General features: G+C 63.1%; 21 protein-coding genes. 14 read left to right on the forward strand and 7 right to left on the reverse strand.

Features of this window, described 5'->3' with window-relative positions; all coding sequences use genetic code 11:
• Positions 1–134 precede the first annotated feature (134 nt).
• The 4 genes from C2L66_RS02660 to C2L66_RS02675 are packed head-to-tail and all read right to left on the reverse strand — an operon-like array spanning position 135 to position 3,318.
• Complete coding sequence (locus tag C2L66_RS02660) at positions 135–926, reverse strand: metal ABC transporter permease (RefSeq protein ID WP_060602802.1); 792 nt, start codon at positions 924–926, stop codon at positions 135–137.
• On the reverse strand, positions 919–1,845 hold the full coding sequence (locus C2L66_RS02665) for an ABC transporter ATP-binding protein (RefSeq protein ID WP_054929812.1): 927 nt from the start codon (positions 1,843–1,845) through the stop codon (positions 919–921). Before C2L66_RS02665 ends, C2L66_RS02660 begins: the two co-directional genes overlap by 8 nt.
• Positions 1,842–2,762 carry a metal ABC transporter solute-binding protein gene (locus tag C2L66_RS02670; RefSeq protein WP_060602222.1) on the reverse strand — a complete coding sequence of 307 codons (921 nt, stop codon included), beginning with the start codon at positions 2,760–2,762 and terminating at the stop codon, positions 1,842–1,844. The genes C2L66_RS02665 and C2L66_RS02670 overlap by 4 nt, the downstream gene beginning before the upstream one ends.
• A gap of 55 nt (positions 2,763–2,817) precedes the next feature.
• A complete protein-coding gene (locus C2L66_RS02675) occupies positions 2,818–3,318 on the reverse strand; it encodes a Fur family transcriptional regulator (protein ID WP_060602219.1) in 501 nt (166 codons plus the stop codon).
• 278 nt (positions 3,319–3,596) lie between these two features.
• Between C2L66_RS02675 and C2L66_RS02680 the strand changes: the two genes are divergently transcribed.
• The 7 genes from C2L66_RS02680 (at position 3,597) to C2L66_RS02710 (ending at position 11,700) form a co-directional block, all read left to right on the forward strand.
• On the forward strand, positions 3,597–4,379 hold the full coding sequence (locus C2L66_RS02680; RefSeq protein WP_054929815.1) for an L-iditol 2-dehydrogenase: 783 nt from the start codon (positions 3,597–3,599) through the stop codon (positions 4,377–4,379).
• A 113-nt stretch (positions 4,380–4,492) separates the two neighbouring features.
• On the forward strand, positions 4,493–5,815 hold the full coding sequence (locus C2L66_RS02685; RefSeq protein ID WP_054929816.1) for an ABC transporter substrate-binding protein: 1,323 nt from the start codon (positions 4,493–4,495) through the stop codon (positions 5,813–5,815).
• A 203-nt stretch (positions 5,816–6,018) separates the two neighbouring features.
• Positions 6,019–6,957 (forward strand): carbohydrate ABC transporter permease, encoded by a 939-nt coding sequence (locus tag C2L66_RS02690; protein WP_054929817.1) that lies wholly within the window; start codon positions 6,019–6,021, stop codon positions 6,955–6,957.
• Entirely contained in the window at positions 6,954–7,820 is an 867-nt protein-coding gene (locus C2L66_RS02695; RefSeq protein WP_060602218.1) for a carbohydrate ABC transporter permease, read from the forward strand. Before C2L66_RS02690 ends, C2L66_RS02695 begins: the two co-directional genes overlap by 4 nt.
• Positions 7,817–8,512, forward strand: coding sequence for an HAD family hydrolase (locus tag C2L66_RS02700; RefSeq protein ID WP_060602217.1), 696 nt, complete (start codon positions 7,817–7,819; stop codon positions 8,510–8,512). The genes C2L66_RS02695 and C2L66_RS02700 overlap by 4 nt, the downstream gene beginning before the upstream one ends.
• Before the next feature lie 49 nt (positions 8,513–8,561).
• On the forward strand, positions 8,562–9,671 hold the full coding sequence (locus C2L66_RS02705) for an ABC transporter ATP-binding protein (RefSeq protein WP_060602216.1): 1,110 nt from the start codon (positions 8,562–8,564) through the stop codon (positions 9,669–9,671).
• 244 nt (positions 9,672–9,915) lie between these two features.
• Positions 9,916–11,700, forward strand: coding sequence for a tetratricopeptide repeat protein (locus C2L66_RS02710; RefSeq protein WP_060602213.1), 1,785 nt, complete (start codon positions 9,916–9,918; stop codon positions 11,698–11,700).
• Between the two features lie 28 nt (positions 11,701–11,728).
• Here the strand turns inward: C2L66_RS02710 and C2L66_RS02715 are convergent, their stop codons facing one another.
• The 3 genes from C2L66_RS02715 to dalD all read right to left on the reverse strand — a co-directional run bounded on the left by C2L66_RS02715 (position 11,729) and on the right by dalD (position 15,899).
• Positions 11,729–12,685: a sugar-binding transcriptional regulator gene (locus tag C2L66_RS02715; protein WP_035986357.1), complete on the reverse strand. Its 957-nt coding sequence runs from the start codon at positions 12,683–12,685 to the stop codon at positions 11,729–11,731.
• Positions 12,686–12,812: 127 nt separating this feature from the next.
• On the reverse strand, positions 12,813–14,297 hold the full coding sequence (gene xylB, locus C2L66_RS02720; protein WP_060602210.1) for a xylulokinase: 1,485 nt from the start codon (positions 14,295–14,297) through the stop codon (positions 12,813–12,815).
• Positions 14,298–14,489: 192 nt separating this feature from the next.
• Positions 14,490–15,899: a D-arabinitol 4-dehydrogenase gene (gene dalD / locus C2L66_RS02725; RefSeq protein ID WP_060602207.1), complete on the reverse strand. Its 1,410-nt coding sequence runs from the start codon at positions 15,897–15,899 to the stop codon at positions 14,490–14,492.
• Positions 15,900–16,474: 575 nt separating this feature from the next.
• Between dalD and C2L66_RS02735 the strand changes: the two genes are divergently transcribed.
• From C2L66_RS02735 to C2L66_RS02765, 7 genes are all read left to right on the forward strand, one after another.
• The gene (locus tag C2L66_RS02735; protein ID WP_054929830.1) at positions 16,475–17,497 is read left to right on the forward strand and encodes an AraC family transcriptional regulator; all 1,023 of its coding nucleotides are present in this window, start codon (positions 16,475–16,477) and stop codon (positions 17,495–17,497) included.
• A 100-nt stretch (positions 17,498–17,597) separates the two neighbouring features.
• Positions 17,598–18,545 carry an ABC transporter substrate-binding protein gene (locus C2L66_RS02740; protein WP_060602204.1) on the forward strand — a complete coding sequence of 316 codons (948 nt, stop codon included), beginning with the start codon at positions 17,598–17,600 and terminating at the stop codon, positions 18,543–18,545.
• Positions 18,546–18,613: 68 nt separating this feature from the next.
• Positions 18,614–20,149 (forward strand): sugar ABC transporter ATP-binding protein, encoded by a 1,536-nt coding sequence (locus C2L66_RS02745; protein WP_060602201.1) that lies wholly within the window; start codon positions 18,614–18,616, stop codon positions 20,147–20,149.
• Positions 20,136–21,137: an ABC transporter permease gene (locus C2L66_RS02750; RefSeq protein WP_054929825.1), complete on the forward strand. Its 1,002-nt coding sequence runs from the start codon at positions 20,136–20,138 to the stop codon at positions 21,135–21,137. The genes C2L66_RS02745 and C2L66_RS02750 overlap by 14 nt, the downstream gene beginning before the upstream one ends.
• A 46-nt stretch (positions 21,138–21,183) precedes the next feature.
• Positions 21,184–22,272, forward strand: coding sequence for an alcohol dehydrogenase catalytic domain-containing protein (locus C2L66_RS02755; protein ID WP_054929826.1), 1,089 nt, complete (start codon positions 21,184–21,186; stop codon positions 22,270–22,272).
• A 51-nt stretch (positions 22,273–22,323) separates the two neighbouring features.
• Positions 22,324–23,868, forward strand: coding sequence for an FGGY-family carbohydrate kinase (locus tag C2L66_RS02760; protein WP_060602198.1), 1,545 nt, complete (start codon positions 22,324–22,326; stop codon positions 23,866–23,868).
• The gene (locus C2L66_RS02765) at positions 23,865–24,602 is read left to right on the forward strand and encodes an SDR family oxidoreductase (RefSeq protein ID WP_060602195.1); all 738 of its coding nucleotides are present in this window, start codon (positions 23,865–23,867) and stop codon (positions 24,600–24,602) included. The genes C2L66_RS02760 and C2L66_RS02765 overlap by 4 nt, the downstream gene beginning before the upstream one ends.
• Positions 24,603–25,111 lie beyond the last annotated feature (509 nt).

Here is a 25,111-nt window from a genome sequence, read left to right on the forward strand (position 1 = left end):
TGGTAGCAGTTTACAAGCGCTGAATAGTTACGCGGCGGCAAAGAAAAGTAGGTGCCGCCCCGCACAGGGGCGACGCGTGAAGCGCGATAACGAATCGCGGATGCCAGCAAAAAACAAAACCAACCAAACCCACATCACCGGCGCATGTGCTGCACGAGCAAGCTCGCGCCGTAGACCAGCGCCGCGAGCAGCGTGATCCAGAAACTGGTCGGCCAGTCGGTATAGAAAGCGAGCGTCACGCCGGCCCACGCCTGCGCGAGCGCGAGCAGCGCGGCGAGTACGAGTCCGACGGAAAGGCGTGTCGACAGGTTTTGCGCCGCAGCCGCCGGTCCGACCATCAGCGTGAACACGAGCAGCACGCCGACGATCTGCGTGCACGCGGCGACTGCCAGCGCTGCGATCGCGAGAAACAGCACGGACACGAGACGCAGCGATACGCCTTTCGCCTCGGCCAGCTCCGGCTGCAACGAAGCAAACATCAAAGGGCGCATGATCGCCGCCAGCGCAACCAGACTGACGACGCCGAGCACGGCCAGCACCACCAGCGTCGACGAACTCACGCCGAGCACGTTGCCGAACAGCAACGCCGTGACTTGCGTCGCGTACGCGGTGAAGAAGTGCAGAAACAGCAAGCCGAAGCCCAGCGCCAGCGACAGCACCACGCCGATCGCGACATCGCGCCCCGCGAGCTTTTCGCCCAGCGCGCCCATGCCGACGCCCGCCGCGAGTGTGAAGCCGATCATCCCCCAGATCGGCGACACGCCGATCAGCACGGCACCCGTCGCGCCCGTGAACCCGACGTGCGACAGCGCGTGCCCCGCGAAGGTCTGCCCGCGCATCACCAGGAAGTAGCCGACGATGCCCGACAGCACCGCGACAATCCCTGACGCCGCAAAGGCGTTCACCATGAAATCGTATTCAAACATCGTGCGTGTGTCCGTCGCTTGAGGCGTGATGATGGGCGTGCTTTTGCCCATGCGCGTGACCATGCGAATGCCCGTGACCATGCGGCTCGCCATGCTGATGGTCGTCGTCTTCGTGCTCGTGGTCGTGCTTCTCGACGTCGAAGTCGCCCGACATGACGAAGATGCGGCCGTTCACGCGCATCACGTCGATGGTCGAGCCGTACAGGCGCGACAGCACTGGCTTCGTGATGACCTCATCGACGGTGCCCAGGGCAGCGACGCCATTGCCGAGATACAGCACGCGGTCGAGCGCATGCAGCAGCGGATTGAGTTCGTGCGCGGAGAACAGCACGGCGATGCCGAGTTCCTGCTGCACGCGCTTCACCAGTTCGACGACGGTTTTCTGATGATGCGGATCGAGGCTGATGAGCGGCTCGTCGAGCAGCAGCAGACGCGGATTGCCGAGCAGGCATTGCGCGAGCAGCAGACGTTGCCGCTCTCCGCCCGACAGCTCCGACAACGGACGCGCAGCCAGCGCCGTGCCGCCGACCAGCTCCAGCACGCGCTCGACATCGGCGCGCGCCTTCGCGTCCGCATGCGGCAGGCCCCAGCGATGACCGTCGGCGGCCATCGCAACGAAATCGCGGCCACGCACGCGACGGCCCGCGAGCGCGCTGCGCGTTTGCGGCATGTAACCGATCGACGGATTACCGCGCACCACCGGCTCGCCGAGCACGCGCACGGTGCCGCTCGCCGCCGGCACGAGGCCGAGCACCGAGCGCATCAGCGTCGTCTTGCCCGCGCCGTTCGGCCCGAGCACGCCGATGAATTCGCCCTGGCGGATCGTGAAGCTGGTGTCGCGCAGGATCGTCCGGTCGCCGAGTTCGAGCGTCACGCGATCCAGTTCGAGCACGGGCGCGTTGCCCGACGACATGTTCATTGAGTCGTTCCCTTGTTCGCGCTGCCTGCGGCGAGCGCGTTGCCGAGCGCATCGAGTTGCGCCAGCATCCATTGCTGGTAGTTCTTGCCGGCCGGTTGTGTCTCCGTCACGCTCACCGTCGGCACATGCGATTGCTGCGCGAGTTTCAGCATGCGTTTTGTGAGCGCCTCGGTTGCCTGGCTGTTATAGATCAACGCGCGCACGCGTCGCTCGCGAAGATCGCGTTCGAACGCGGCGATATCCGACGCGCTCGCTTCCGTGTCGTTCATCGTGGCCAGCTGGAAGCGCTGGTTGCGCATGTCCAGGCCGATCGCATCCGACATGTAGCCGAACACCGGCTCCGTCGCCGTCACGCTCACGTGCGCATACTGGCCGCGCAGCGCCGCGACCTTGTCGGCGATCGGCTTGAGCGAGTCGAGAAACTTCGCGAGGTTCGCATCATACGCCGCCTTGTGCGCGGGATCAGCCGACGCGAGCGCCGCGCTCACCGCGCGTGCGACGGCGGGCATCGTCGACGGGTCGTACCACAGATGCGGATTGTCGCCGCTTTTCTTGCCGATGAGTTCTGCCGCGACGATCGTTTTGCGCTTGTCGTTCTTCGACACGTTCAACAGCTTCGCCATCCACGGATCGTAGTCGGCGCCGTTGTAGACGACAAGGCTCGCGTGCTGCAAGGCGCGCGCCGTCTTCGGGCTGGCTTCGAAGAGATGCGGGTCCTGGTCCGGATTGCTGAGGATGCTCGTCACGTCGACGCGGTCGCCGCCCAGTTGCTGCACGACATCGCCGTAAAAATTCTCCGCGGCGACCACGGGAATCTTCGTGTCCTGCGCGTGCGCGGCCTGGCCGGATGCAAAGACGAAAACCGTCGAAGCGACGGTGCGCATCAGAAACTTCCACATCGAATTGTTTTTCTTCATCGGGATGACCTGTTGCCTGAGAGACGTCTGGGTTGGATGGAACGGGTTGTTCTGGTCAGGGATGGACGTGCTTGCAGGCCGCGCACAGCCCGCTCAGCTCGACGACCTGGTGATGCACTTCGAATCCATGCACGGGCGCGCTGCCCGCCAACTGCGCGGCCAGCCCGTCGCCGGGAATCTCGACGGTTTCGCCGCATGAATCGCACATGAGGAACTGGCTCTGGTGCGGCTCGCCCATCTGGCAGCACGCGAAAAACGCATTCTTCGATTCGATCCGATGCACGAAGCCATGCTCGACGAGGAAGTCGAGCGCGCGATAGACGGTCGTGGGCGGCACGCGGCCGCGCTGCGGTTCCAGCGCGGCCAGCAGATCGTAGGCGCCGACGGGCCGCTCGCTCTGCGCGATCAACGCATAGACCTGGCGGCGCAGCGTCGTCAGCGCAAGACCGCGCTCGGCGGCGAGCGCATCGGCGCGCGCAAGCTTGCGCGCGAGACGGGCGGGCTGATCCGCGGAACGGGTGGCGGGATGAACATGAGCATCGGATGAGCGGGCCATGGTGCGAACTCCGGACAGCGTCGGATTGAACGAAGGCGCAATGATATAACGTATCTCGAAAAAATGTCATTGCCGGTTGCAAAGTCATCGCCGATTCTTAGGAAGGAACACCGGAGGCGCGCATTCCGCCGCTGCCGCGCTGCACCATCGAAATTGCGCGGCGCGCCTTGACATGACCGGACTCGTATCCGATCATTCGATCACTACGAGAGCAATTGCTCGATCGCCGGGCGTTAGCTCAGGCTGAATCGAAGAATCAAACGAACCGGAGACAGGTTGTGACAGCCCGACTGCAAGGCAAGGTGGCGATTCTGACGGGCGCCGCGAGCGGTATCGGCGAAGCGGTGGCTCGCCGCTATCTCGACGAGGGCGCGCGCTGCGTGCTGGTGGACCTGAAGCCGGCCAACGAATTCGCGCACGCACTGCGCGAAACCGACGGCGACCGGGTGCTGACAATCAGCGCGGACGTCACGAAGCGCGAAGACATCGCGCGCATCGTCGAGCAGACAGTGCAGCGCTTCGGCCAGATCGACATTCTCTTCAACAACGCGGCACTGTTCGACATGCGCCCGCTGCTCGACGAATCCTGGGACATCTTCGACAAACTCTTCGCGGTCAACGTGAAGGGCATGTTCTTTCTGCTGCAGTCCGTCGCACAGCGCATGGTCGACCAGGGCCACGGCGGCAAGATCATCAACATGTCGTCGCAGGCGGGCCGCCGCGGCGAGGCGCTCGTGTCGCATTACTGCGCGACCAAGGCGGCCGTCCTGAGCTACACGCAGTCGGCGGCGCTGGCGCTCGCGCCGCACAAGATCAACGTGAACGGCATCGCACCGGGCGTCGTCGATACGCCGATGTGGGAACAGGTCGATGCGCTTTTCGCGCGTTACGAGAACCGGCCGCTGGGCGAGAAGAAGCGTCTCGTCGGTGAGGCGGTGCCGCTGGGCAGGATGGGGCTGCCCGCGGATCTGACGGGGGCGGCGCTGTTCCTCGCGTCTTCGGATGCGGATTACATCACCGCGCAAACCCTGAACGTCGACGGCGGCAACTGGATGAGCTGACCGTCACTCATTCACCGGCATCCGCGCTGCGGCGTCATTCAACCTTCAACCGCACACGCCGGACACGTATCGATCAAGTACCAAAACGCAAGTACGAATAAAGGAGACAAACGATGAAACCCACCTGCAAACCCGCGCTCAACGCATTCGGCGCTGCGGCCCTCGCATTCGCCGCGTTCAGCGCGAACGCGGCGACCGTCACGATCGCCACGTTGAACAACCCGGACATGATCGAGTTGAAGAAGCTGTCGCCGGCATTCGAGAAAGCGAATCCCGACATCAAGCTCAACTGGGTGATTCTCGAAGAAAACGTGCTGCGTCAGCGCGCCACGACGGACATCACGACGGGCAGCGGCCAGTTCGACGTGATGACGATCGGCGCGTATGAAACGCCGCAGTGGGGCAAGCGCGGCTGGCTCACGCCGCTCACCAACCTGCCCGCCGATTACGACCTGAACGACGTCGTGAAAACGGCGCGCGACGGCCTCTCGTACAGCGGCTCGCTGTACGCGCTGCCGTTCTACGTCGAAAGCTCGATGACGTATTACCGCAAGGATCTGTTCGCGGCGAAGGGCCTGAAGATGCCCGACAACCCGACCTACGAGCAGATCGCGCAGTTCGCCGACAAGCTGACGGACAAGGCCAACGGTGTCTACGGCATCTGTCTGCGCGGCAAGGCGGGCTGGGGCGAGAACATGGCCTACGCGACGACGGTCGTGAATACATTCGGCGGCCGCTGGTTCGACGAGAAGTGGAACGCCCAGCTGACGACGCCCGAATGGAAGAAGGCGATTTCGTTCTACGTCGATCTGCTGAAGAAGAACGGGCCGCCGGGAGCCAGCTCGAACGGTTTCAACGAGAACCTCACGCTGATGTCGTCGGGCAAGTGCGGGATGTGGATCGACGCGACGGTTGCCGCCGGCATTCTCTACAACAAGCAGCAATCGCAGATCGCCGACAAGGTCGGCTTTGCAGCTGCGCCGACTGCCGTGACGCCGAAGGGCTCGCATTGGCTGTGGGCGTGGGCGCTCGCGATTCCGAAGTCGTCCAAGCAGGCGGACGCGGCGAAGAAGTTCATCACGTGGGCGACTTCGAAGCAGTACATCGAGCTCGTCGCGAAGGATGAGGGCTGGGCCTCGGTGCCGCCCGGCACGCGTCAGTCGACCTACGCGCGCCCCGAGTACAAGCAGGCCGCGCCGTTCGGCGACTTCGTGCTGAAGGCAATCGAAACCGCCGATCCCGATCATCCGACGTTGAAGCCGGTGCCGTACACGGGCGTGCAGTTCGTCGGCATTCCCGAGTTCCAGTCGTTCGGCACGGTGGTCGGTCAGAGCATTTCAGGCGCGGTGGCAGGCCAGATGACGGTCGATCAGGCGTTGGCAGCCGGCAACGCGACGGCGGATCGCGCCGTCAAGCAGGCCGGCTATCAGAAGTAAGCGTAGTAGCGTCGAGGCCTGATGTCATGCCGTCTGCCTGGTCACCATGCGGACGGCGTGTCCAGCAGCTGAATCGCCGCCTCGAAGTATGTAAGCCGGAACAGATGGAAAGCGCCGGCTGACAGCGCATCGTCAGCCGGACCCTGGCAGCACAGCGTGCCGCATGCCCCGCGGACCGCGCACTACCGAAGAGGTGGTCCATCATGCGTCAACACTTGCGTCTACCCCTCATGCATGCCCATCCCCAAACCGAACACGAGCGCGAAGAGCGCAAGGCCGCGCACGCGCGCTGGCTCGCCATGCCGTCCGTAGGCGTCCTCGTCTTATGGATGGCGATACCTCTCGCGATGACGATCTGGTTTTCGTTCTCGCGCTACAACCTGCTGAATCCGGATGTGAAGGGATTCGCCGGTTTCGATAACTACACGTTTCTCGCCAGCGATCCATCCTTCGGCCCGTCGATCCTGCACACCATGCAGCTGATCATTTCGGTGCTGGTGATCACTGTGGTCGGCGGCGTGCTGCTGTCGGTGCTGTTCGACCGCAAGTTCTACGGGCAGGGCGTCGCGCGGCTGCTCGCCATCGCGCCGTTCTTCGTGATGCCCACCGTCTCCGCGCTGATCTGGAAGAACATGATCCTGCATCCGGTGTACGGATTGATCGCACAAGGCATGCGTGCGCTCGGGATGACGCCGATCGACTGGTTCGCCGACTATCCGTTGATCGCGGTGATCATCATCGTTTCGTGGCAGTGGTTACCGTTCGCGTTCCTCATTCTGTTCACGGCGATCCAGTCACTCGACCAGGAACAGAAGGAAGCCGCGAAGATCGACGGCGCGGGTCCGTTCTCGATGTTCTTCTTCATCACGCTGCCGCACCTGAAACGCGCGATCGCGGTCGTGGTGATGATGGAAACCATTTTCCTGCTGTCGATCTTCGCTGAAATCTACACGACGACGGGCGGCGGCCCGGGCAACGCGACCACCAATCTGTCGTACCTGATCTACGCGCTCGGCCTGCAACAGTTCGACGTCGGCCTTGCATCGGCAGGCGGGATTCTCGCCGTGGTGCTCGCGAATATCGTGTCGTTCTTCCTCGTGCGCATGCTCGCGAAGAACCTGAAAGGGGAGTACGAAAAATGAGCCAGGTTGCCGCTACACCTGTTACGACGAGTCTTTCGAAAACGAACTCGCCGTTGGCCGTCGTCCGACGCAGCATTCCGGGCATCCTTGCGTGGCTGATTGCGCTGTTGCTGTTCTTCCCGATCTTCTGGATGACGATCACAGCATTCAAGACGGAGCAACAGGCTTACGCGTCGTCGCTGTTCTTCATGCCGACGCTCGAAAGCTTCCGCGAAGTGTTCGCGCGCAGCAATTACTTCGGCTTCGCGTGGAACTCGATCCTGATCTCGGTCGGCGTCACGCTGCTGTGCCTGATCCTGGCCGTGCCGTGCGCCTACGCGATGGCGTTTTTCCCGACGCGGCGTACGCAGAAAGTGCTGCTGTGGATGCTGTCGACGAAGATGATGCCGTCCGTCGGCGTGCTGGTGCCGATCTATCTGCTGTGGAAGAACAGCGGATTGCTCGATACCGTCAGCGGCCTCGTGATCGTCTACACGCTGATCAACCTGCCCATCGCGGTATGGATGTCGTTCACGTACTTCGCGGAAATTCCGCGCGACATTCTCGAAGCGGGACGCATCGACGGTGCCGCGACGTGGCAGGAAATCGTCTATCTGCTGATGCCGATGTCGCTGCCGGGGCTCGCATCGACCGCGCTGCTGCTGGTGATCCTGTCGTGGAACGAGGCGTTCTGGAGCATCAACCTGTCCAGTTCGAACGCCGCGCCGCTGACGGTGTTCATCGCGTCGTATTCGAGTCCTGAAGGCTTGTTCTGGGCGAAGCTGTCGGCGGCGTCGCTGCTGGCGGTAGCGCCGATCCTGATCGTCGGCTGGGTGTCGCAGAAACAGCTGGTGCGTGGCCTTACCTTCGGGGCGGTGAAGTGACGGAGATCAGAACAGAGGCGAAGCTCGCGCTCATCTGCGATTGCGACGGCGTGCTGATCGACAGCGAAGCCGTCGCGGCCGCGGTCCTCGTCGAGGAACTCGAAGCGCGCTGGCCCGGTACGGACGTCGCGCCCGTCGTGATGCCGTTGCTCGGCCTGCGCACGGAACGCGTGCTGGCAGGCACGGCATCGGCGCTGGGCCGGACGCTTGCCGAAGTCGACGTCGAAGCGATTCGCAGCGCAGTCGAACGGGCGGCCGTCAAGGCGCCGATGGTCGACGGCATCGAGATCGCGCTCGCGAGCATTCCGTTGACGAAGGCCTGCGCGAGCAACAGCTTTCGCGCGTATGTCGAAGCGGCGCTGGCGCGCACCGGCCTCGTGAAGCATTTCGGCGACCGGCTGTTCTGCGCGGATTCCGTCGCGCATCCGAAGCCGGCGCCCGACGTCTATCTCGCCGCCGCTCGCGGGCTCGGCGTGAACCCGGAAGCGTGCCTCGTGATCGAGGACAGCGTGGCGGGCGTGACGGCGGCGACGGCAGCGGGCATGACGGTGTATGGATTCATCGGCGGCGGTCATGCGAGCGAGGATCAGATCGGCGCGCTGCGCCGCGTGGGCGCACAACACGTATTCGACGGCATGACGCAATTGCCGGAACTGGCCGCGCGATGGTTGCAGCGCGTGACGGTGGCATGACGGCATCGGCGAAACGATTAAACGTAGTACGGAAATCCGGAGACACATCATGGCAAGCGTAACTCTGCGCAACATCAGAAAGGCCTACGACGACAACGAGGTAATGCGCAACATCAACCTCGACATCCAGGACGGCGAGTTCGTCGTGTTCGTCGGCCCAAGCGGCTGCGGCAAGTCCACGCTGATGCGGATGATTGCCGGCCTCGAAGACATTTCGGGCGGCGACCTGAATATCGACGGTGTACGCATGAACGACGTGCCGCCCGCCAAGCGCGGCATCGCGATGGTGTTCCAGTCGTACGCGCTGTATCCGCACATGACGCTGTATGACAACATGGCGTTCGGCCTGAAGCTCGCGGGCACGAAGAAGCCGGAGATCGACGCCGCCGTGCGCAACGCCGCGAAGATTCTGCATATCGACCACTTGCTCGAACGCAAGCCGAAGCAGCTGTCGGGCGGTCAGCGTCAGCGCGTGGCGATCGGCCGCGCGATCACGCGCAAGCCGAAGGTGTTTCTGTTCGACGAACCGCTGTCGAACCTCGACGCCGCGCTGCGCGTGAAGATGCGCCTCGAATTCGCGCGCCTGCACGACGAGCTGAAGACCACGATGATCTACGTCACGCACGATCAGGTCGAAGCGATGACGCTCGCCGACAAGATCGTCGTGTTGTCGGCGGGGAATCTGGAGCAGGTCGGCAGCCCGAACATGCTGTATCACGCGCCGGCAAACCGGTTCGTGGCGGGCTTCATCGGATCGCCGAAGATGAATTTCCTCGAAGGCGTCGTGCAGTCGATATCGGCGAGCGGCGTGCTCGTCAGGTACGAAACGGGCGAGACGCAGCTCGTGCTGGTCGAGCCGGGCCGCGCGAAAGAAGGCGACAAGGTGACGGTCGGCATTCGCCCCGAGCATCTGCATCTCGATCTGCCCGACAACGGCGTATCGGCAAGCGTGATGGCTATCGAATCGCTCGGCGATGCAGCGTATCTGTACGCCGAAAGCAGCGTTGCACCGGACGGCCTGATCGCGCGTATTCCGCCGCTCGAGCGGCATGAGAAGGGCGGGACGATCCGGGTCGGCGCGACGCCCGATCACTGCCATTTGTTCGACAGCGACGGACAGGCGTTCCATCGCAAGATCGTCGAAGTGCTCGCGGCCTGATCCGCCGCTCGACCAGGGCGCCGTTGCAAGCTTTGCAACGGCGCCTTTCCTTTTGCAGACTCGGACTTCTCCGATATCTCTGCCGCCTATCTCATATCAAAATTGTGCATCGTCTGACAGCGCGCACCTGAGCGGTTCTTCAGGTGGGTTCTGTCGGTTCTCCCGTCCATTGCCCCGAACATGTCATCCGCGCGATTGCTACCATGATCGCGAGACTCCGCGTGTTCGGCCGACTCAAGACGCCATGCACAACGCTGCCGCTCCCACACCTCAAGAAGCCGTCCCGACACCGGCTGTCGATCACGCGCTCGCGCTGCATCGCGCCGGCCAGCTCGATCGCGCTGAACAGGCGTATCGCGCGCTAGTCGACGCACAGCCCGACGACGCAAACACGCTTTATATGCTCGGCGTGCTGCACTTGCAGCGCACGGATATCGAACGCGCAATCACATGCTTCGATGCGTCACTGGCGCTTCGGCCTGACGACGCGGACTGTCTGAACGATCGCGGAATCGCGGCGCTTTCGCGCGCCGACAACGAAGGCGCCGCTAGTTTTTTTCGAAGAGCCGTGGAATGCGCGCCGCAAGATGCGCTCGCGCACTGCAACCTGGGCAAGGCGCTGCGGCGCCTGTCCAGGCCTGAAGAAGCGCTGAGCCACTTCCAGCGCGCGCTTGCCATCGAACACGACCTGTTGGACGCGCTGCTCGGCAGCGCGGATGTGCTCGAAGTTCTTTCCCGTCCACATGAAGCCGTGGCCGCCTACGAATCCGCCGCACGTTACGCTCCCGATGATCTGCGCGTGCTGCTGGGTCTCGGCTTGACGCTGAACGCCGTGCGCCGCCATGCGCAAGCCGAAGCATGCTTCGAACGCGCCTTGCAGAAGGAACCGGAAAATCCGCACGCGCTGTTCGGGATCGCGTTTGCAACGGATGGCCAGTTGAAGTTCGACGATGCGCTCGCCCGATACTATCGCGCGCTGGAAGTCATGCCCGATTCGCCGACGCTGCACAACAACGTCGCGTTCACGCTGACCTGCATGTCGCGTTACGACGAAGCGGATCATCACTTACGGCGTGCCATCGAACTCACGCCGGATCTCTCGAATGCTCACAAGTTGCTAGGCATGTCGGAGCTGCGGCGCGGAAATTTCCGCAAGGGCTGGGCGTATTACGAGTATCGCAAGACGACGCCGAGCGGGCTGCGCGATTACCCGAAGTGCGAGATGCCCGAATGGCGGGGCGAGACCGTCGAAGGCAAGCGCTTTCTGCTAGTGCGCGAACAGGGTGCGGGCGACCAGTTGCAGTTCATTCGTTATGCGAGCGTGCTGCACGACATGGGCGCAACCGTCGATGTGTGGACCAGTGTGGAACTGGCGCCGCTCTTTGCCCGCGTGCGCGGTGTGAACGATGTGTTGACGGCGTTGCCCCGAGGTGCCGTCTACGACTACTACTGCCCGATGATGAGCGTGCCCGCATGGCTGAACGACGACGCGATTCCGGGCGCGGCGCCGTACCTGTCCGTCGATGACACGCAGGTCGCCGCATGGCGCGCGCGGCTCGAACAGGCCGCGGGGTCGCGCAAGAAAATCGGCCTGGTGTGGGCGGGCAATCCGGATCATTACCTCGATGTCTACCGTTCGGCGCGGCTCGCGGCGCTCGAACCGCTTGCGTCGGTCGGCGGCCTGGCATGGTTCGCGTTGCAGAAGGGCGCGCCGGAGACGCAACTCGATGGCGTTGCGCAGCGCTGGCCGATCTGCGCGCTTGGCCAGTCGCTCGACAGCTTTTACACGACGGCAGCCGTGATCCAGTCACTGGATCTCGTCATCACCGTCGATACATCCGTCGCGCATCTGGCCGGCGCGCTCGGCAAGCCGGTCTGGGTGATGCTGCCGCAGCAGGCAGACTGGCGCTGGATGATATCGGGCGAGACGAACCCGTGGTATCCGACCGCGCGGCTTTTTCGGCAACAGGTTTTAGGCGACTGGTCGCCCGTCGTCGAAGCGCTGCGCAGCGCGCTCGAAGCGCTCTAGCGCAAGCGAACCGCGCGCGGGCGCGCGGCTAACCTGCGCCGTGATTCAGCGCGGCCCGCGCGCACAACTCGTCGGTCACGAGCCCCGACAGCCAGCCGCCCTTCAACGCGGCAATCACCGCATTGCGCTTGCGTTCGCCTCCGGCGAAGCCGATCACGGGACGCTTCGGCGGCGAATCGAGCCGCAGGCTCGTCACGCGGCGCCCGGTCGGCGACTCGACGCGCGCGCCGTTCGCATCGATAGGCAGTCCGAGCAGTTCGGCCACCGCGCCGAGCGACACCAGTTCTTCCACTTCATCCGACGTGATGAAGCCGTCTTCATGCAGCGGGCAACGCAGCCCGATATTGCCGATCCCGACGAACGCGACATCCGCGTCGCCCGACAGCGATTCGACGATCCGGTACAGACGGTGATTGCACCATTGCGCGCGTTCCGCTTCGCTGTCCGCGATCAACGGCGCAGGCAGCAGAAAGTGCTTGCCGCCCGTCTTCTCGGAGATATGCAGCGCGACGTCGTAGCGGTTCGACGAGCCGTCCTGCGCAATCGCGCCGACCATCGACACCAGCCGGTGCTGGGGCCGCTCCAGCTGCCCGACCTGATCGACGACGGCCTTCAGCGTACGGCCGCTGCTCACAGCGACGACCATCGGCTTTTCTTCGCCGAGGTAGCGTTCCATCACCTGCGCGCCCGCGACGGCGAGCTTGCGGTCGATTTCTTCGGGCTTGTCATTGTCGACGGGAACGACCTCGCACATCGACAGGCCATAGCGCTTCGATAGCTGATCGGCGAGCGACAGACAGTCCGCCAGCCGATGATCGACGCGCACGCGAATCAGGTTCTTCTCGACGGCGAACGCGACGAGCCGTTGCGCGACGGGCCGCGACACCTGCAGTTTTTCGGCGATCTCGTTCTGCGTATTGCCGGCCACGTAGTAGAGCCAGGCGGCGCGCGTTGCGAGATCGAGCTTTTCAGTGGACTTGGGCACGATGTTGTCGGTCTGAATGGCGCTAGTGCGTACGACGTCGATGTGTCACCAGGAAGCCCGTATCGGGCGATCTGGTGCGCTGCATGCCGAGGACATTCATCGCAGTCTTCACGGGTGGTTCATGCGTTCAAGCCCCGTCCGCTTCGGGCGCGGGCACGAACAGCGGCTTCACATGCCGGTACAGCGCGCGATAACCCGCGAGCCGCTCGCGCAGCATCGCATGGCGCCGCGCGTCCGGCGTGAATTCGATTTCGACGGGCGGCTTGGTCAGCACCTTCGCCGGATCGCCGCCCGCCGCGAGCCAGCCCAGACGCGCCGCCCCGAGCGCGGCGCCCGTTTCGCCGCCGCCGTGCTTGCGCGTGGTGGTGTTGAGCGAATCGGCGAGCAGTTGCGCCCAGTAGTTGCTGCGCGCGCCGCCTCCCAGCAGCGACAGCGCGTTCACTTCGGTGCCCGCCGCGCGCAGCGCGTCGAGGCCGTCCGTCAGCGCGAGCGTCACGCCTTCGAGCACGGCATAGCCGAGCAGGGCGCGGTCGGTCGCGTGGGTCATGCCGAAGAACACGCCTTGCGAATATGGATCGTTGTGCGGCGTGCGTTCGCCCGACAGATACGGCAGGAACAACGGCGCAGTCGCGAGCGCGTCGTCGGGCAGCTTTTCGACTTCGGCGAGCAGCGTCGGCTCGTCGGTGGAGGTGAGCTTGCAGACCCAGCGCAGGCAGCTCGCCGCCGACAGCACCACGCTCATCTGATGCCAGCGGTCGGGGATCGCATGACAGAACGCATGCACAGCCGATTCGGGGTTCGGGCGGAAGCTGTTGCCGATCACGCACAGCACGCCCGACGTGCCGAGCGACACGAAGCCGTCGCCCGGTTGCGTCGCGCCGATGCCGATTGCGCTCGTCGCATTGTCGCCGCCGCCCGCCGCGACCACGACGGGTTCGCGCAAGCCGAGCTCGCGCGCGAGTTCCGGGCGCAGCATGCCCGACGGCGCGCTGCCTTCCGCCAGACGCGGCATGTGCGAGCGGTTCAGGTCGCAGGCGGCGAGCAGCGTATCGGACCAGTCGCGCTGCGCGACGTCGAGCCAGAGCGTGCCGGCGGCGTCGGACGGATCGGAGACCTTGTCGCCCGTCAGTTGCAGACGCAAATAATCTTTCGGCAGCAACACGCAGGCGGTCTGCCGGAAGATCTCCGGCTCGTGGCGCGCCACCCACAGCAGCTTCGGCGCGGTGAAGCCGGGCATCGCCAGATTGCCGGCGATCCGATGCAGATCCGGCGCGCGCCGGAGCAACTCATCGCATTCCTCGACGGCGCGCATGTCGTTCCAGAGGATCGCGGGACGCAGCACGCGGTCTTCATTGTCGAGCAGCACGGCACCGTGCATCTGTCCCGACAGCCCGATGCCGCGAATCTGCGCGAACTGCTCCGGGTAGCGGTCGCGCAGCGCGAAGAGCGCGGCGCGCGTGCCTTGCCACCAGTCGGACGGATTCTGCTCCGACCAGCGCTGATGCGGACGCGAAACGGTGAACGGAGAACCCGCCGTGCCGACCACGCGTCCGTCGGACGCGAGCAGCAGAACTTTTACTTCGGACGTGCCGAGGTCGATGCCGAGATACATGGGCGCGAAACCTTCGTCGGTAGGAGATGCGCTACTTTAGCCGCATGCCGCGTGCGATGCCATGCGCAAAAGACCTGACGCATCGCATGTATCGCAGCCATCGGATACGGCGCTCAATGGGATCGGCCGCGCGTGGTGTGTTGCCATGCGCGGCCGGGTTGTCATGTGCAGAACGAGCCGGGATGAATGCGCCTAGCCGTTGCGCTTTGCGAGCCACGCATCGACGCGGCCGACGGCCGAACGCACCACTTTTTCGAGCGACGCCGTGCCCGCCATGCTGCCCCACAGCAGCCTGTCCGCACAGAACGCCTGCACGGGATCGGCGGCGCTGAAGAAACCGCGCGCGACGCCTTCGTCCATCACGCCATCCTGATACGTGTACGGCAGCTTGCCTTGCTGCCACCTGTCGAGAAAGCGGAAAAACAGCGCCGGCAGCATGGCCGTCGCGTTCGGCTCGACGTGGCGCTCGAAGCACTCGGACAGCGTCGGCGCAATGAAGCCTGGAATCTTCGAGAAGCCATCGGCGGCGACGCGCTGATTCGTGTCCTGGATATACGGATTGCCGAAGCGTTCGAGCACGACGTCGCGATACTTCGCGAGATCGAGCGGACTCGGCGTGAGACATGGAATCACGTCCTGCGTCACATAGTCGTGCGCGAACTGGCGGATCTCGGCGTCGAGCGTGCCTTCGTGAATATACGAAAGACCGACGAGCGTGCCCGCCCACGCGATACAGCTATGCGTCGCATTGAGGATGCGGATTTTCGCTTCCTCGTACGGCAATACCGATTCGACCAGCTCGGCGCCGACCTGCTCCCACGCCGGCCTTCCAGCGATGAAGTGATCCTCGATCACCCACTGGATGAACGATTCGCCCATTACCGGGCAAGCGTCGTCGAAGCCGGTGGCTGCTTTCACGCGCTCGCGCACGTCGGGCGTGGGACGCGGCGTGATGCGATCGACCATCGAATTCGGGCACGCGGTGTTCGCATCGAACCATTTGCGCAATTCGCCCGCGCCGCGCCGCTCGAGGAACTGCGTCATGCCCGCGCGAAAGCGGTCGCCGTTGCTGCGCAGGTTGTCGCAGGTCTGCAGCGTGACGGCGCCCGCATTGCGCTGCATGCGCGCTTCGAGAATCGCGGCGAGCGCGCCGTAGATGGTGGTGCGCGCACCGTTCAGGTCGGCGGCGAGGTCGGGGTTGGCCGTGTCGAGCTTGTCGTGCTCGTCGAGGTAATAACCGCCTTCCGTGACGGTGAACGCGACGATCTTGCACGTGGGGTCGGCGCCTGCTTCGACGAGCGCATCGAGATTCTGCGACCACGGCACCACACGTTCGATCGAGCGGATTGTCTCGTACGCGCGCTTGCCTTGCGGCGTAACGGTTTCCAGTGTGTAGACGCCGTTCTGCGCGGCGAGCGCTTCGGCGACGGCGTTCATGTCGCTGCGAATATTGCCGACGGTCAGCGACCAGTGCGGATCGCCGGGCTTGCGCGTTTCGTTGAGCCGGTGCAGATACCAGGCCTGATGCGCGCGATGAAACGAGCCCGCGCCGATATGCAGGATCACCTGCTTGCTTGCGCCGCTGCCTTGGCCGCTGTTCATATGTGTCTCCTAAATGCGCACGGTCTTTCGCGTGCGTTCCTTGAGATAAGTCTAGAAGGTGTCCCGGCGTTGTGAGCCGATGTCGGAAGAATATGAGAGCATTTGCTCCGCATTTGAACTAATGATCGTATTCGGCCGATTGAAAGTCAAGGCACTGCGCGCCGCTTTTCGTGGCGCAGCGCGGTGGGACGGGCTTCTCCAGCGCACGCGACAGGCGCGGAATGCGGCCCCGCAAGCAATCGCATGGCTGTTGCGTTGCATCAAATTTGACAGCGCAGAGGCCAGGACTAACCCGAATGCAAAAAAGTATCGGTCGGCGGTCTCATTTCTAGTGGCCGCCGTTGCGTCATGGGTCTAACTTTCGGTACACACAACAAGAGCAACAAAACACGTTCACGCCGCGAGCCTTGAGTTCGCGCTGCTGGGCGCAGACACAGGAGGAAGGCAGATGAAGGACATCGTCACTGCGGTTACCTGGTTGCACGCGCATCGACATGCCGATTGGCATGGCCGCCGCGCGGAACCCGCGCTCGATGCGCGAACCTGCGTCTGAGCCGCGGCTACAGGAGACCGACGTGCAACCCGATCTCGAACTGGTCAGCGTGCGCCGCGACGAGTCGTTCAAAGCGTGGTATCACGGCTTTCCGTACCGCACGGTGCGCTGGCATTTCCACCCTGAATTCGAAATCCATCTGATCGTCGCGACGACGGGCAAGATGTTCGTCGGCGATTACATCGGCGGCTTCGCGCCGGGCAATCTCGTGCTGATGGGGCCGAACCTGCCGCACAACTGGGTCAGCGAAGTGCCCGAAGGCGTGACGATCGCGCAGCGCAATCTCGTCGTGCAGTTCGGCCAGGACTTCGTCGCGCATTGCATGGAGAGCTTTCCCGAGTGGCGCACGCTCGAAGCGCTGCTCGCCGATTCGCGGCGCGGCGTGTCGTTCGGCCCGCAGACCAGCGCACTGATCCAGCCGCTCTTCATGGAACTGCTCGACGCGCGCGGCCTGCGCCGCATCGTGCTGTTTCTGTCGATGATGGAAATCCTGCTGAACGCGAGCGACCGCGAACTGCTCGCGAGCCCTGCCTATCAGATCGATCCGACCGGCTACGCGTCGACGCGCATCAATCACGTGCTGTCGTATATCGGCAAGAACCTCGCATCGGAGTTACGCGAATCCGATCTCGCGCAACTCGCGGGGCAAAGCGTGAGCGCGTTCTCGCGCTACTTCCGCCGTCATACGGGCCTGCCGTTCGTGCAATACGTGAACCGCATGCGCATCAATCTCGCGTGCCAGTTGCTGATGGACGACGAGTTGAGCGTCACCGACATCTGCTACAAGGTCGGCTTCAATAATCTGTCGAACTTCAACCGGCAGTTTCTCACCGCGAAAGGCATGGCCCCGTCGAAGTTCCGCCGCTTCCAGCAACTGAACGACGCGAGCCGCGCCGCTTCGGAAGCAGCGGCGGCGCTCGGCAAGGGCATCGCCAACGCGCCTTCGATCGTGCCGGCCGCGCAGACGCCCAGTCATACGCACGGCCAGCCGCGCGCCGCGCCCGCGGCGTATCCGCCTCATGGCTCGCCGCTCGCGACGACCTAGGGCACTTTCTCTAGCGTTTCTGTAGTTCACCGCTTCATCGTCCGATCACGCACTGAACCCGCGTGAGGGGCGCACTCATCCTCAAAAACGGAGACAAGCCATGACGCACAACACTTCGCTTCAGTCGCGCACGCTGCGCCTGCACGCCACGCTGACCTTCGCCGCCGTGATGCTCGGCGCGCCGCTCCTGGCGCCCGCCGCCGAAGCCGCGCCGTTGAAGATCGGCATGACGTTCCAGGAACTGAACAACCCGTACTTCGTGACGATGCAGAAGGCGTTGAACGATGCGGCCGCATCAATCGGCGCGACGGTCGTCGTCACCGACGCGCATCACGACGTGAGCAAGCAGGTGAGCGACGTCGAAGACATGCTGCAGAAGAAGATCGACATTCTGCTGGTGAACCCGACCGATTCGACGGGCATTCAATCCGCCGTGGCGTCGGCGAAGAAGGCGGGCGCCGTGGTCGTCGCCGTCGATGCGAATGCGAACGGTCCTGTCGATTCGTTCGTCGGCTCGAAGAATTTCGACGCCGGCCAGATGTCGTGCGAATACCTCGCGAAAGCCATTGGCGGCAGCGGCGAAGTGGCGATTCTGGACGGCATCCCCGTCGTGCCGATTCTCGAACGCGTGCGCGGCTGCAAGGCGGCGCTCGCGAAGTTCCCGAACGTGAAGATCGTCGATACGCAGAACGGCAAGCAGGAACGCGCGACGGCGCTGTCCGTCACCGAGAACATGATCCAGGCGCATCCGAACCTGAAGGGCATCTTCAGCGTGAACGACGGGGGATCGATGGGCGCGTTGTCCGCGATCGAATCGTCGGGCAAGGACATCAAGCTGACCAGCGTCGATGGCGCGCCGGAAGCGATCACCGCGCTGCAGAAGCCGAATTCGAAGTTCATCGAAACGTCCGCGCAATTTCCGCGCGACCAGATTCGCCTCGCCATCGGCGTGGCGCTCGCCAAGAAGTGGGGCGCCAATGTGCCGAAGACGATTCCCGTCGACGTGAAGCTCGTCGACAAGGACAACGCGAAGGGCTTCAGCTGGTAAGCGACGTGTTGCGCATGGGGTAAAGCGGGCGTGTCCCGCATGACCCCATGAAACGCAGAGGAAACGCGATGGACACGATTCTCAAACTCGACAACATCACGAAGAGCTTTCCGGGCGTGAAGGCGCTGCAAGGCATTCATCTCGACATTGCGCGCGGCGAGATTCACGCGTTGCTCGGCGAAAACGGCGCAGGCAAGTCGACGTTGATGAAAATTCTGAGCGGCATTTATCAACCCGACGACGGCACGATCGTGATCGACGGACAGGAACGGCACTTCACGAGTTATCACGATGCCGTCGCGGCGGGCGTCGGCATCGTGTTTCAGGAGTTCAGCCTGATCCCGTATCTGAATGCCGTCGAGAACATGTTTCTCGGCCGCGAGTTGCGCACCCGGTTCGGCATGCTCGATCGCGCGAAGATGCGGCGCGCGGCGGCGGAGATTTTCGCGCGGCTCGGCGTCGCGATCGATCTGTCCGTGCCGATCCGCGAACTGTCGGTCGCGCAGCAGCAGTTCGTCGAAATCGGCAAGGCCCTGTCGCTGAATGCGCGCATCCTGATTCTCGACGAGCCGACGGCCACGCTCACCCCGGCCGAAGCCGAGCATCTGTTCACCATCATGCGCGATCTGAAGCAGCAAGGCGTCGCGATGATTTTCATTTCGCATCACCTCGAAGAGATTTTCGAAGTGTGCGACCGCATCACCGTGTTGCGCGACGGCCAGTATGTCGGCATGACAGATGTCGCAAAGACGGACGTGAGCCGGCTCGTCGAGATGATGGTCGGACGCAAGATCGAAAACAGCTTTCCGCCGAAGCCCGCATTGCCCGCCGATGCGAGAGCCGTGCTCGAAGTAAACGCATTGCAGTTGCACAAGGACGGGCCGATCAATCGCTTCACGTTACGCGAAGGCGAGATTCTCGGCTTCGCGGGACTGGTCGGCTCGGGCCGCACGGAGACGGCGCTCGCGGTGATCGGCGCGGATGCCGCGCATGTGAAGGACATCCGCATCAACGGCGCGGCGGCGAACCTGTCCGATCCCGCCGATGCATTGAAGTCGGGCATCGGCATTCTGCCCGAGAGCCGCAAGACGGAGGGGCTGATCACATCGTTCTCGATCAGGCAGAACATCTCGATCAACAACCTCGGCAAGTACCGCACGGGCCGCTTCTTCATCGATCACCGCAGCGAAGCGAAGGCTACTGCCGACATCATGAAGCGCGTCGGCGTGAAGGCGCCGACGATGCACACCGAAGTCGCGACGCTGTCGGGCGGCAATCAGCAGAAAGTGGTGATCGCGCGCTGGCTGAATCATCACACGAACATCCTCATCTTCGACGAGCCGACGCGCGGTATCGACGTCGGCGCGAAAGCGGAAATCTATCTGCTGATGCGCGAACTCACGGCGCGCGGCTACTCGATCATCATGATTTCGTCGGAACTGCCGGAGATAGTCGGCATGTGCGACCGCGTCGCCGTGTTCCGGCAAGGGCGCATCGAAGCGATTCTCGAAGGCGACCAGATCGAATCGAATGCCGTGATGACTTATGCAACGGCTGGTGCATCGGCTGCAACTCGTGGAGCAACACAGCATGAACACGCCTGACACTTCTCCGAAGACCTCGACAGTCGCATCCGATACGCCGGGTGCGCCGTTTCACCTGAACTGGGCGAGCATCAAACGCTCAACCTTGTTCTATCCGTTTATCGGCTTGCTTGTCGTGTGCATCGTGATGGTGTTCGCCAGCGACAGTTTTCTGTCCGCGGCGAATCTCGAGAACGTGCTGCGCCAGGTGTCGATCAACGCGATCATTGCCGTCGGCATGACGGCCGTGATCCTGACGGGCGGCATCGACCTGTCCGTCGGCTCGGTGATGGCGCTGTCGGGCACGCTCGCGGCGGGGCTGATGGTGGCGGGCCTGAACGGCGTCGCGGCGATCGCGATCGGCATTGCGGTGGGGCTCGGTTTCGGCTTTGCGAACGGGTTTTTCGTCGCGTTCGCGGGCATGCCGCCCATCATCGTGACGCTGGCGACGATGGGTATCGCGCGTGGCCTCGCGCTGATCTACACGGGCGGTTATCCGATCGACGGCCTGCCGGACTGGGTCGGCTTCTTCGGCAGCGGCAAGGTGCTAGGCATTCAGGCGCCCGTGCTGATCATGCTGGTGATCTACGCGATCGCATGGGTGTTGCTAGAACGCATGCCGTTTGGCCGCTATGTGTACGCGATCGGCGGCAACGAGCAGGCGACGCGCCTGTCCGGCGTGCGCGTCGCGCGGGTCAAGCTGATTGTCTACACGTTGGCGGGTTTGACGTCGTCGTTCGCAGCCGTCGTGCTCACATCGCGCCTGATGAGCGGCCAGCCGAATGCGGGCGTCGGCTTCGAACTCGATGCGATTGCGGCCGTGGTGATGGGCGGCACATCGATCTCGGGCGGACGCGGCTCGATTATCGGCACGCTGATCGGTGCGCTGCTGCTCGGCGTGCTGAACAACGGCCTCAACATGGTTGGCGTGAATCCGTACGTGCAGAACGTGATCAAGGGCGGAATCATCCTGCTCGCGATTTACATCAGCCGCGAACGCAAGAAGTGAAATCAATCGCTTATTCCTCTGTTTCCATTTATCGCAAGGCAAGGCAATGACCACTCAGGACAACAGCAAAAGCATGACGGCGATCGTGTGTCACGCGCCGGAAGACTATCGCGTCGAACGCGTGACAAAGCCGCTGGCGCGCGCACATGAACTCGTGATCCGTATCGCCGCGTGCGGCATCTGCGCGAGCGACTGCAAGTGCCATTCCGGCGCGAAAATGTTCTGGGGCGGCCCGAGTCCGTGGGTGAAAGCGCCCGTGATTCCGGGTCATGAATTCTTCGGCTACGTCGAAGAAATCGGCGAAGGCGCGGCCGAACATTTTGGCGTGGAGAAAGGCGACCGCGTGATCGCGGAACAGATCGTGCCGTGCGGAAAATGCCGCTATTGCAAATCCGGCCAGTACTGGATGTGCGAAGTGCACAACATCTTCGGCTTTCAGCGCGAAGTCGCGGACGGCGGCATGGCCGAATACATGCGCATTCCGCCGACGGCCATCGTCCACAAGATTCCCGATGGCATCTCGCTCGAAGATGCCGCGATCATCGAGCCGCTCGCGTGTGCGATTCACACCGTCAATCGCGGCGACATACAACTCGACGATGTGGTCGTCATCGCGGGCGCGGGGCCGCTGGGTCTGATGATGACGCAGGTTGCGCACCTGAAGACGCCGAAGAAGCTGGTCGTGATCGATCTCGTCGACGAGCGGCTGGCGCTTGCGCGCGAATACGGCGCGGACGTGACGATCAATCCGAAGAACGACGACGCGCTGGCCATCGTCAAATCGCTGACGGACAACTACGGCTGCGACGTCTACATCGAAACGACGGGCGTGCCGGCGGGCGTGAATCAGGGCATGGACCTGATTCGCAAGCTCGGGCGTTTTGTCGAGTTTTCCGTGTTCGGCGCGGAGACTACAATGGACTGGTCGATCATCGGCGACCGCAAGGAACTCGACGTGCGCGGCGCGCATCTGGGCCCTTACTGTTACCCGATTGCTATCGATCTATTGGCGCGCGGGCTCGTCACATCGAAAGGCATCGTCACGCATGGCTTTTCGCTCGAAGAGTGGGACGAAGCGATCAGGGTCGCGAATTCACTCGACTCGATCAAGGTGTTGATGAAGCCGGCCCGATAGTCCGAAAAAATGAACAGTGCGCGTCGTTCGAGGCGCGCACACGGAGACACTATGAATTACGTCATCGGCGTCGATATCGGCACGCAGAGCACGAAGGCCGTGCTCGTCGACCAGAGCGGCGCAATCGTCGCGCAGCATTCGAGTGGCTATCACCCGGACACACCGAAACCCTTGTGGGCCGAGCAATGGCCTACCGTATGGATGAAAGCCGTGGTCGAATGTATCGCACGCTGCGTGGCGAAGGCGGGTGAGGCGGGCATCGCGTCGAACGCGATCAAGGCCGTGTGCGTGAGCAGTCTGTACGGCGGCTCGGGCATCCCCGTCGATAGCGACATGAAGCCGCTGTATCCGTGCCTGATCTGGATGGACCGCCGCGCCACGGCGCAGGTCGAAGCGGTGCGAGCGAACGTCGATCTCGAACGTCTGTATGCGATCACGGGCAATGGCGTCGACAGCTACTACGGCTACACGAAGATGCTGTGGCTGCGCGACAACGAGCCGAACGTGTGGGCGAACACGCGCTTCTTCCTGCCGCCGAATGCCTATGTGATCCATCTGCTGACGGGCGAAGTCGCTGTCGATCACAGTTCCGCGGGCAACATCGGCGGCGTGTATGACATCGCGAAGCGCGACTGGTCCGACGAGGCGCTCGACATGCTCGGCATTCCCGCGACGATGATGCCGGAGCATCTGGTGGAATCGTCGGATGTAGTGGGCGGTTTGCTGTCGCAATGGACGGAGCAGCTTGGACTCGAAGCGGGCACGTCGATCGTCGCGGGCGGCGTCGATGCGGCGATGGCCACGTATGCGGCCGGCGTGACGCGCGCCGGCCAGCATGTCGCGATGATCGGCACGAGCATGTGCTGGGGCTATATCAACCAGAGTGTCGACGCGCATCATGGCCTGATCAGCATGCCGCACGTCTTCAACGGCTTGCAGGATATCTATGTGTTCGGCGGCGCGATCACGGCGGGCGCGTCGGTGACGTGGTATCGCGAGCAGTTCTGCCATGCGGAAATCGAAGCGGCGAAAGCCTTGCCGAATGGCGACGCGCATCAACTGCTCGAGGAGGACGCCGCGCAGTTACCGGCGGGTTCGGATGGCGTGATGTTCCTGCCGTATCTGATGGGCGAGCGCAGTCCGGTGTGGGACGCGAAGGCGAGCGGCGCGTTTGTCGGGTTGAACCTGTATCACACGCGGGCGCATCTGTATCGCGCGGTGCTCGAAGGCGTTGCGTACGCGTTGCAGCACAACATCGTCGCGGGGCGCAAGGGCGCGAAGTCACTCGACGACAAGCTGATCGTCGTCGGCGGCGCGGCGCATTCGGACCTGTGGATGTCGATCATTGCGGACATCACGGGCTTTCCCGTCTACACGATCGAGCAGGACGTGGAAGCGGCGATGGGCGCGGCGCTGCTTGCCGCGTACGGCACGAAGCTGATTTCGCAGGAAACGGCGCGCGGCGGCTGGGTGAAGCTGATCGAGCGCGCGAAGCCGGAGCCTGCGCGGCAGGCGGTGTACGCGGAGCGCTTTGGCATTTATACGGACCTGTATCCGGCGTTGAAGCCGGTCATGCATCGGCTGCAAGCGAAATGAAGACGACCTTCGATTTTTCCGGGCGCTCGATACTCGTGACGGGCGCATCGAGCGGCATTGGCCGCGTGACTGTTGAGATGTTGTGCGCGAGTGGTGCGCAGGTTGTTGCGGCAGCGCGCAACGTTGGCGAGCTGGCTCGTCTTGCGGAGGAGACGGGGTGCGAGCCTCTTGTGCTCGACGTCGGAGATGAGGCTGCGATTGATGAGGCGCTTGCGTCGCTCGATGTGTTCGATGGGCTGGTGAATTGTGCGGGCACGGCGATGCTTGAACGCGCTATTGATACTACGGGCGCCAGTTTTGATTCGGTGATGAACGTTAATGCTCGCGGCGCGGCTTTGGTTTCGAGGCATGTTGCGCGGGCGATGATCGATGCGAAGCGCGCGGGCAGTATCGTGAATGTTTCTAGCCAGGCGGCGCTGGTTGGGCTTGAGGATCATTTGAGTTATTGCGCTTCTAAAGCTGCGATGGATGCGATTACGCGGGTTTTGTGTGTCGAGCTTGGAGGGTATGGGATTCGCGTGAATAGCGTTAATCCGACGGTCACTTTGACGCCGATGGCGGTGAAGGCATGGAGCGAGCCTTCCAAGCGCGATCCCGCGCTCCAGGCTATTCCGCTTAAGCGGTTCGCTGAACCGCGGGAAGTTGCTGGGCCGATTTTGTTTTTGCTTAGCGAAGCGGCTTCTATGATTAGTGGGGTGGCTTTGCCGGTTGATGGCGGTTATACCGCCAGGTGAATTTTGGGGTTTGGTTTTTGTCTGCGACGCTGGGATTTGGGTTTTGCGCTTTTCGCTTTGCGCTGGCATCCGCCGATTTATGTTTTCGCTGGCATCCGCGAATTGTTAGCTTGCTTCAAGCGTCGCCCCTGTGCGGGGCGGCACCTACTTTTCTTTGCCGCCGCAAAGAAAAGTAGGCAAAAGAAAGCGGCTCACACCGCCAATTCTTGACGTTTGCCCACGGGCCCCCAACGTCCCCACACTTCACACACCAGTGGCCCTGGTTGGTGCCCGTTGCCAACACTTCGAATGAGCGCCTCACCCGCTTCGATTACCCGTACTCGGGCAAACGGCGGCGAATGGTATGCGCCGCCCAGGTGGCAAACTGTGTGTAGGTTGTCGCACCACATACGTTAGCGCTCTTACCAGAAACACCAATCGTGCTACCCAGTCCGGAGTGATGCGTGTATGGCGCGAAAGCCTACACACAGTTTGCCACCTGGGCGGCCGTGGACTGTCTGGTGAGGCAT

Source organism: Paraburkholderia caribensis (genome assembly GCF_002902945.1).
GTDB classification, from domain to species: Bacteria; Pseudomonadota; Gammaproteobacteria; order Burkholderiales; family Burkholderiaceae; genus Paraburkholderia; species Paraburkholderia caribensis.

Coding starts and splice junctions, on each gene's coding strand:
- C2L66_RS02660 (WP_060602802.1), bottom strand. CDS start 926: ATGTTTGAATACGATTTCATGGTGAACGCCTTTGCGGCGTCAGGGATT.
- C2L66_RS02665 (WP_054929812.1), bottom strand. CDS start 1,845: ATGAACATGTCGTCGGGCAACGCGCCCGTGCTCGAACTGGATCGCGTG.
- C2L66_RS02670 (WP_060602222.1), bottom strand. CDS start 2,762: ATGAAGAAAAACAATTCGATGTGGAAGTTTCTGATGCGCACCGTCGCT.
- C2L66_RS02675 (WP_060602219.1), bottom strand. CDS start 3,318: ATGGCCCGCTCATCCGATGCTCATGTTCATCCCGCCACCCGTTCCGCG.
- C2L66_RS02685 (WP_054929816.1), top strand. CDS start 4,493: ATGAAACCCACCTGCAAACCCGCGCTCAACGCATTCGGCGCTGCGGCC.
- C2L66_RS02690 (WP_054929817.1), top strand. CDS start 6,019: ATGCGTCAACACTTGCGTCTACCCCTCATGCATGCCCATCCCCAAACC.
- C2L66_RS02695 (WP_060602218.1), top strand. CDS start 6,954: ATGAGCCAGGTTGCCGCTACACCTGTTACGACGAGTCTTTCGAAAACG.
- C2L66_RS02705 (WP_060602216.1), top strand. CDS start 8,562: ATGGCAAGCGTAACTCTGCGCAACATCAGAAAGGCCTACGACGACAAC.
- C2L66_RS02710 (WP_060602213.1), top strand. CDS start 9,916: ATGCACAACGCTGCCGCTCCCACACCTCAAGAAGCCGTCCCGACACCG.
- xylB (WP_060602210.1), bottom strand. CDS start 14,297: ATGTATCTCGGCATCGACCTCGGCACGTCCGAAGTAAAAGTTCTGCTG.
- dalD (WP_060602207.1), bottom strand. CDS start 15,899: ATGAACAGCGGCCAAGGCAGCGGCGCAAGCAAGCAGGTGATCCTGCAT.
- C2L66_RS02740 (WP_060602204.1), top strand. CDS start 17,598: ATGACGCACAACACTTCGCTTCAGTCGCGCACGCTGCGCCTGCACGCC.
- C2L66_RS02745 (WP_060602201.1), top strand. CDS start 18,614: ATGGACACGATTCTCAAACTCGACAACATCACGAAGAGCTTTCCGGGC.
- C2L66_RS02750 (WP_054929825.1), top strand. CDS start 20,136: ATGAACACGCCTGACACTTCTCCGAAGACCTCGACAGTCGCATCCGAT.
- C2L66_RS02755 (WP_054929826.1), top strand. CDS start 21,184: ATGACCACTCAGGACAACAGCAAAAGCATGACGGCGATCGTGTGTCAC.
- C2L66_RS02760 (WP_060602198.1), top strand. CDS start 22,324: ATGAATTACGTCATCGGCGTCGATATCGGCACGCAGAGCACGAAGGCC.
- C2L66_RS02765 (WP_060602195.1), top strand. CDS start 23,865: ATGAAGACGACCTTCGATTTTTCCGGGCGCTCGATACTCGTGACGGGC.